This is a genomic window from Streptomyces hydrogenans (assembly GCF_014656075.1).
Lineage (GTDB): Bacteria > Actinomycetota > Actinomycetes > Streptomycetales > Streptomycetaceae > Streptomyces > Streptomyces hydrogenans.
Genome location: NZ_BNBS01000010.1, coordinates 114,148 through 121,546, shown reverse-complemented (window position 1 = coordinate 121,546; position 7,399 = coordinate 114,148). Strand labels below are relative to the sequence as shown.

5 protein-coding genes are annotated in these 7,399 nt (G+C 72.8%); 3 read left to right on the top strand and 2 right to left on the bottom strand.

Features of this window, described 5'->3' with window-relative positions:
* Both IE321_RS07320 and opcA read left to right on the top strand, forming a co-directional pair.
* Positions 1-390: DoxX family protein (locus IE321_RS07320; RefSeq protein ID WP_373316609.1), on the top strand; the 390-nt coding region annotated here is incomplete at its 5' end.
* A 52-nt stretch (positions 391-442) separates the two neighbouring features.
* Positions 443-1,357, top strand: coding sequence for a glucose-6-phosphate dehydrogenase assembly protein OpcA (gene opcA / locus IE321_RS07315; RefSeq protein WP_043225565.1), 915 nt, complete (start codon positions 443-445; stop codon positions 1,355-1,357).
* Positions 1,358-1,442: 85 nt separating this feature from the next.
* Here opcA and IE321_RS07310 read toward each other — a convergent pair whose 3' ends face one another.
* On the bottom strand, positions 1,443-2,963 hold the full coding sequence (locus tag IE321_RS07310; protein ID WP_190222197.1) for an FG-GAP-like repeat-containing protein: 1,521 nt from the start codon (positions 2,961-2,963) through the stop codon (positions 1,443-1,445).
* Between the two features lie 121 nt (positions 2,964-3,084).
* Positions 3,085-3,570 carry a hypothetical protein gene (locus IE321_RS07305; protein WP_226652715.1) on the bottom strand — a complete coding sequence of 162 codons (486 nt, stop codon included), beginning with the start codon at positions 3,568-3,570 and terminating at the stop codon, positions 3,085-3,087.
* Between the two features lie 472 nt (positions 3,571-4,042).
* On the opposite strand from IE321_RS07305, the gene IE321_RS07300 reads away from it, so the two are divergent.
* Positions 4,043-7,393 carry an ALF repeat-containing protein gene (locus tag IE321_RS07300; protein ID WP_190222196.1) on the top strand — a complete coding sequence of 1,117 codons (3,351 nt, stop codon included), beginning with the start codon at positions 4,043-4,045 and terminating at the stop codon, positions 7,391-7,393.
* Positions 7,394-7,399: the final 6 nt, after the last annotated feature.

Below are 7,399 nucleotides of genomic sequence, written 5' to 3'. Positions count from 1 at the left end.
GGCGAGGCCGTCGTCGCCGTCCTGCTCGCCCTCGGCCTGGCCGCCCACCTCGCCGTCGCGGCCGCCGCCGGAGCGATGGCGGGCGCCGTGTCCGTGCACGCCCCGGCCGGCTTCTTCGCGCAGGCCGGCGGCTACGAGTACCCGGCCTTCCTGGGCTTCACCGCCGCCGCCATCGGCATCACCGGCGCCGGCCGCTACTCCCTGGACCACGCCACCTGCCACGTCCTCGACCGCCCCTGGGTGGTCGCCACCGCCTTCCTCGGCTCGGCGATCGCCGCCGCAGCCGTGGTCGGCCGCCGCGCCCAGGGCCGGGCCGCGGCCGCCGCCGACGCCGGGGCGGACGCCGGCGCCGTCGCCGGGGCGGACGCCGGCGAACCGGACGACCACTGAACCCCGCGCGGGGCGTTAGGCTCGCCGCAGAGGAAGGGACGGGCGCCGGGCAATGAAGATCGATCTCACGGACACCAACTCCAGCGCGATCAACAAGGCGATCCTGGAGGGCCGGAGGGCCGTCGGCACCCCCGCCGTCGGTGTGGTGCTCACCCTCGTGATCGTCACCGACGAGGAGAACGCCTACGACTCCGTGCGAGCCGCCAACGAGGCGTCGAAGGAACACCCTTCGCGCACCCTCGTGGTCATCCGCCGCCGGGCGCTCTCGCCGCGCGAGCGGAACGTGACCCGGCTCGACGCCGAGGTCCGCCTCGGCACCGACGCGGGCTCGGGCGAGACGGTGCTGCTCCGCCTGCACGGCGAACTCGGCGCCCGCGCCGACTCCGTGGTGCTGCCGCTGCTGCTGCCCGACGCCCCCGTGGTCGTCTGGTGGCCTGTGGACGCCCCGGCCGTCCCGTCCAAGGACCCGCTCGGCGCCCTGGCCCAGCGGCGGATCACCGACACCTACGCGGTCGAGGACCCGCTCGGCGCGCTGGCCGCCCGGGCCGCCTCGTACGCCCCCGGGGACACCGACCTGGCCTGGACCCGGCTCACCCCCTGGCGCTCGATGCTGGCCGCCGCACTCGACCAGGCCGGCACGGACGTCGTCTCGGCGGCGGTGGAGGCCGAGGAGGCCAACCCGAGCGCGGAGCTGCTGGCCCGCTGGTTCGAGATCCGGCTGGGCGTCCCGGTCGAGCGGATCGTCTCCGACGGCCCGGTCGTCACCGCCGTCCGGATGGGCACCCCGCAGGGCGAGGTCAGGATCGACCGCCCCGAGGGCCCGGTCGCCCGGCTCGCCATCCCCGGCCAGCCGAGCCGCGTCATGGCGCTCAAGGTCCGCACGACCGCGGAGCTGATCGCCGAGGAGCTGCGCCACCTCGACCCCGACGACGCCTACGCGGCGGCCCTGGAGGGCCGCTCCTCCTGAGCCGCCGCGCGCTCGCCCGGTGTACGGGGCGGCACGCCGGAGGCCCCGGGCATCGCCCGGGGCCTCCGCTTCTGTCGTCGGGGGGTCAGGCGAGCTGTCGCACCGAGCCCCAGGTGGTGCCGCCGACGGTGACCTGGATCTGGCCGTTGATGGTGCCGTCGCCCTTTCCGCTGTAGTAGCGGAGGGTGCCGTCGTTCCACACGGCCTTCAGGTCGGCGACGCCGTCCTTGTTGTAGTCGCCGGCGGTGAGGTGCTTGATCGTGGACCAGGTGGTGCCGCCGATCATCGTCGTGCCGGCGTTGAGCTGGCCGTCGCCCTTGCCGGTGTAGAGGTGCAGGCTGCCGTCGCCCCAGATGGCCATGAGGTCGGCGACGCCGTCCTTGTTGAAGTCACCGGCGGCGGTGTGCTTGACGGTGAGCCAGGTGGCAGCGCCCTGCGAGACGGTGATGCCGTTGTTGAGCTGGCCGTCGCCCTTGCCGGTGTAGAGGTGCAGGGTGCCGTCGCCCCAGATGGTGATGAGGTCGTCGACGCCGTCCTTGTTGAAGTCGCCGGCGGCGATGTTCCTGATCGGCAGCCACGTGTCGCCGCCGAGGGTGACGACGCGCTGGGTGTCGATCGTGCCGTCGCCCTTGCCGCGGTAGTAGTGCAGCGTGCCGTCGCCCCAGATGGACATCAGGTCGGCGATGCCGTCGCCGGTGAAGTCGCCCTTGGTCAGGTGCTTGATCGTGGACCAGGTGGTGCCGCCGACGAGCGGCATCTGGTTGCCCAGCTGACCGGTGCCGAGACCCGGGTAGGAGTGCAGGGTGCTGTCGTCCCACACGGCGGTCAGGTCGGAGATCTTGTCCCCGGTCATGTCGCCCTGGGCACGGAACGCGGTCGACGTGATCCAGGAGCGCACGTCGTCCACGCGCGTGGCGACGGCGCCGGTCCGCGTCTCGGCGGGGTCCATGCCGAGGCAGCCGCCCTGCCAGGACCGGCTCGCGATGGCCACCAGCTCGCGGGTGGTGCCGGTACCGCGCAGGACGGGACCGCCGGCGTCGCCCTTGCACATCACCGCGTCACCTGAGGCCGTGAGGTCGATGTCACCCGTGGCGGCGGGGGCGGCGGCGGTGAACGACGCGGTGTGCAGCAGGTCGGGCACCCACTCGGTCCTGGTGCGGCCGTAGCCGGCCGCGTCGAGGCTCTCGTTCCCGGCGGCGGGGGTGGCGGCCAGGGCCACGGGCTGGACGTTGTTGACGCGGGTGGACAGCCGGACCATGACCAGGTCACGGTCGGGGTGCGCGACGAGTGCGGTCGCGGTGCGGACGCCACCGGTCGTGGTCTGGGTGAGGTCGGGGCGGCCGACGGTGACGGTGGTGGGGGCCGGCGGCTGGGCGGGCACGTTGCCGGTGGCGTCGGCGAAGCAGCTCTTGGCCGACAGGACCCACTGCGGAGCGACGAGCGCACCGGTGCAGGCGGTCTTCTCGCCGACCTGGATCTTGGCGGTGTAGGCCAGCTCGTTCGTGGCGGCGGCGCCGTCGAGGGCGTGGGCGGAAGCGGTGGTGAGGACGGCGGTGAAGGCCACCGCCGCGCTGGTGGCCCACAGGGCGCGCGAGCGCTTGGTCATGGTGAACGGTCCTTTGCGGTGAGGTGCCTCCGGGAGGGAGGGTGCCTCGGCGGGTGGGGTGGGTGGTCCAGCGCGCCGGAGGGGCGCGCGGCCGACGGCGGACGCGACGGCGTTCGGGGTGCTACCGCTTGGCGGTGATCTCCACGAGGGCGTGGTCGCGTGCCTCGGGGTCGGCGGACTCGCCGACCGAGGTCCAGGCGTTCTGGGTGACGGCGAAGGACTTCTGCTCGGTGCCCACGGTCATGTCGACGGTGGTCGTGTAGTCGTTGCCCTTGATGGCGAAGACGGCCGGGATGTCCAGGCTCAGGTAGCCGCCGGCACCGGTCACCTTGAAGCAGACCTTGTCGCGGCCCCGGGCCCACACCTCGATGAGCCCGGCTTCGCCGCCGCACGTGGCGAGGAGGATGTGCCCGTCGCCCCGCTTCAGGACGATGCCCTGCTCGGCCAGGATCCTGGCGGCGTCGGGATAGGCGAAGTCCTCGACCGCGGGCCCCGGGGCCTCGTCCGCCGCCGCCGTCATGCGGGGCGACCCGACGGCTTCGGGGCTGCCCACGGCACCGGCTGCGAACAGGCCGAGAACTGCCCCCGCGGTTGCGGTCGCGATCATTGCACGACGAATGAACTTCATGACTGTCTCGTTCCTCGATTCCCTGTGGATTCCGGAGGGATTTGAGTGGCAGAAGGCAGCACGAAATATCCCCCCCGGGTTCTCCCGCATGTGTTTCGGCGTGCTCGAATTCCACTTCCTGCGACGACCCGCCCATGAAATCCACTGAAGATCATTTTGTCTACGCATAGTTCGTCAGGTTCGCGTTCGAGTGGCGCAAATAAGCTGTGACGTATGCCACATGGGATGGGATCGCGTGTCGGTAGATCAATCTCTATGAGAGTAAATCGCCCTACCTGAAACCTAGTAGGTCTCCGTTCTGGACAGCTCCCTTCTCGTTTTGAGGAAGGAAGGAGATTCATTGAAATAGCGGTCGGATGAACGTAGGTTGATGCCGCCTGATCGGTTGCAATCGGCGTTCCGTGTCGTCGGCTCGCACTGCGGGCCAAATAGTCTGGGGGGTAGTGCCTTGATGCAGAACACTTTTCTGAGCCGGCGGCGATTCGTCGGTGCGGCGGCCGCAGTGGCCGCCGCCGCGGCCTCACCCATGGCGTTCGCGCCCGTCAGTCGCGCGGCCACCGCCGAGGATGTGCCCGGTGACCCGCTCACCCTTCCCGACAGCGAACGTGCCAAGGTCGTCAAGGCGTGGATGACCGGGGGCCGGGCGGTCAAGGCCGCCGCCGCGGACGCCCTCTACGGCACGGACGCCGACATCCAGACCTTCCTCCTGCAGACCTTGCCGAAGGCGACCCAGCAGGACAACTACGTCGCGCTGTTCACGTACCTGGCCCACGCCGGCAAGGGGCTGCGCCGCGAGGCGACCGCCGCGATCGACAACGGTGACGCGGCCATCAACGCCTTCCTCTCCGAGGGGTTCAAGCCCGCGCTCCTGGAGGACCTGCGCGTCGCCACGGCCACCGTGTCGTCCACGGGCGGCCGGGCGGTCAGGCGAGAGGCGTCCAAGGCGCTGGAGGCCGGGACGCAGACCGCCCTGGAGGCGTTCCTCTCCGCCGGACGGTTCACGGCGAACCTGGAGGACATGCGCGTCCAGGCCTCCACCCTGATGTTCAACGCCGGTCCGGAGGTGCGGAAGTACGCCGACCGTGCGCTGAGCGGTGGCGAGTCGGACGTCCGCTGGTTCCTGGACACGGGCCAGCACATCGCGCGTGCGCGCGACCAGGAGTCGGCGACCATCGAGGAACTCGTCGCCGTGGTCCAGCGCGAGGGCAAGCGGGCGCAGGCCGAGACCGACCTGGCCGTGGAGGCCTCCGAGCGGGCCGTGACCGCCGCCGACAAGGCGAAGGCGGCCGCCGAGGAAGCCGCGGCGGAAGCCGTGGCGGCGGGAGCGGACGTCGCCAAGGCCCGAGGCGCGGCCACCAAGGCGGCCAAGGCCGCCTCCGGCGCGGCCGACGCGGCCCGGAACGCCATCAGGGCGTCCCATGCGGCGGTCACCGCGTCGCGTCGCGCGTCCTGGGCGGCCACCGCCGCGTCCCAGGCGGCCGCGACGGCGGGGAACGCCGCCTCGGTGGCCTACGGCTCGGCGATCGCCGCCTCGAAGGACGCCGCCAAGTCGGAGGCCGCGAAGAACGCCGCCGTCGCGGCGCGCAACGCCGCTTCCCAGGCACGGTCGGCGGCCGCCGCCGCCGACTACGCCGCGACCGCTTCGGCCAAGGCCGCCGGCGCCGGCTCCGCCGCGGCGTCCGCCGCCCGCAACGCGGCCGCCGCCGCGAACGCCTCCGCCCAGGCGGCCCAGGCCTCCGGCGTCGCGCAGAAGGAGGCCGCCGAGGCGAAGCGGCAGGCGCAGATCGCGAGCAGCGCCGCCAATCTGGCCACCAACGCCGCCTCCACCTCCAAGGCGCTGGCCGACACCGCGGCCACCGCCGCGCGGACCGCGCGCGACGCGGCCAATTCGGCCGCCACCCACGCGGAGAACGCCGCGTCCGCCGCGGAGGAGGCGGCGAAGTACGCCGGCCAGGCGATCGACTTCGCGAACAAGTCCACCGCCCACGCCGCGGCGGCGGTCAAGGCCGCCGACGCGGCCACCACGGCGGTCGAGCAGGCGATCGCGGTCGAGCTGGCGGCGCGGAACGCGGAGACGGCCCGGCTCGACGAACAGAAGCAGCAGGGCATGGCGGAGGCCCGGCTGCTCGCCGAGATCGAGGCCAAGGAGCAGGCCGAACTGGCCCGCAAGCGGACACAGTCCGAGCAGACCGAGCAGGCGCTCCAGACCCTGATCACCCAGGCCGAGCAGGCCCTCGCGGACGGCGACCTCACGCTGGCCGTCACTCTGGGCCGCAAGGCCGCCGTCGGCCTCCTCGGCGCACGAGGAGCCTGGACGCGGGAGGCCGCACAGTTCGCGCTCTGCGGCACCGAGGCCGACGTCAGAGCCTGGATCGACACCGACCGGGTGCTCGCGCAGGGCCAGGACGACCGGGAGACGGCCCTCTACGTCGCCCAGATCTCGTCACCCGCGATCGGCACGGCGGCGCACCAGGCCCTGGCGAGCGCCGACACCCAGGCGACACGCGCCTTCCTCACCTCGGGGATGGTCGAGGCCGCCGCGCCCGACAACCGCGTCCAGATCTTCCGGATCCTCGGCAGCAACCCCGGCCAGGCCGTCAGGGCCGCCGCCGAGGCCGCCGTCGACGCGGAGACCGCCACGGCCCTCCAGGCCTTCTTCGAGACCGGCTACGCGGCGGCGGTGCGGGAGGACGACGCCGTGGTCGCCGCGACGCTGCTCAGCGCGGGCGGCCAGTACACCAGGGCGTACGCCGAGGTGGCCCTTGAGGGCCCGACCTGGATGCGCAGGAACTTCGTCGACCTGCAGCGGCACAAGGCGGCGCAGCTGGACCAGGACTCGGTGACCCACATCTCGGCGATCCGGGGCGCCATCGCGGCCGCCGCGAAGATCGCGGCCCACGCGCAGCGGAACGCCGCGCTGGCGTCCAAGGTGGCGGCAGAGGCCAGGAACGCGGCCCAGGAAGCGTCCGACTGGGCGGACAAGGCCCAGATCGCGGCGGACACCGCCGCCGCGCACGCGGCGAAGGCGCAGCAGTTCGCCGACGCGGCCGACAAGTCCGCCGCGGACGCCAAGGCATCCGCGGCGACGGCCAGTGCGGCCGCGCAGACCGCCCGCGGCGCGGCACGGTCGGCGAACTACTCCGCGAACCGGGCCGTCGACGCGGCCCGTCGGGCACTCGACTCGTCCTACAGCGCGCAGGCTTCGGCCGCGAGCGCTCGCCAGTCCGCGCTCGCCGCCGGACAGAGCGCCCAGGCGGCGGCCTCCGCGGCGACCGACGCCCGGCGCATCGCGACGCAGAAGCGGCAGGCCGAGATCGCGGAAGCCGCACGGGTCGCGGCCGTCCAGGCCCAGCGCGACCGGGACAGCGCCACCGACCCGGCCGACAGCTCCACCCATGACCAGGTCAACCCGAACGGCAGCAACGCCGGCGGTGAGAAGTGGTACGAGGACGCCAAGTGGTGGGCCGACACGGCCAACTACGTCAGCATCGGCACCGGATTCCTCGCCGCCGGTCTCGGCATCGCGAGCCTGGCGTTCCCGCCGTTGGCCGTGGGAGCCGTGGTCCTCGGCTACGTGTCCCTGGGCGCGGGCGCGCTGAGCGCGGTCTTCACCGGCATGGAGTACGGCTTCACCAGCAGCGAGTTCGCCGCCTCGGCCGGAAGCGCCCTCCTCGGACTGGTCACCTTCGGACAGTCCAAGTGGATCGGGGCGCTGGGCGGCACCAAGGCGGCAACGAAGGTCACCCAGTTCGCCCACGACCTCGTCTCGCCCATCGTCGGAACCCTGTCCACCTGGTTCTGACCTGAC

What these genes read in the sequence shown, in the direction of transcription:
- opcA (WP_043225565.1), top strand. Translation starts at nt 443, where the DNA reads ATGAAGATCGATCTCACGGACACCAACTCCAGCGCGATCAACAAGGCG.
- IE321_RS07305 (WP_226652715.1), bottom strand. Translation starts at nt 3,570, where the DNA reads ATGATCGCGACCGCAACCGCGGGGGCAGTTCTCGGCCTGTTCGCAGCC.
- IE321_RS07300 (WP_190222196.1), top strand. Translation starts at nt 4,043, where the DNA reads ATGCAGAACACTTTTCTGAGCCGGCGGCGATTCGTCGGTGCGGCGGCC.
- IE321_RS07310 (WP_190222197.1), bottom strand. Translation starts at nt 2,963, where the DNA reads ATGACCAAGCGCTCGCGCGCCCTGTGGGCCACCAGCGCGGCGGTGGCC.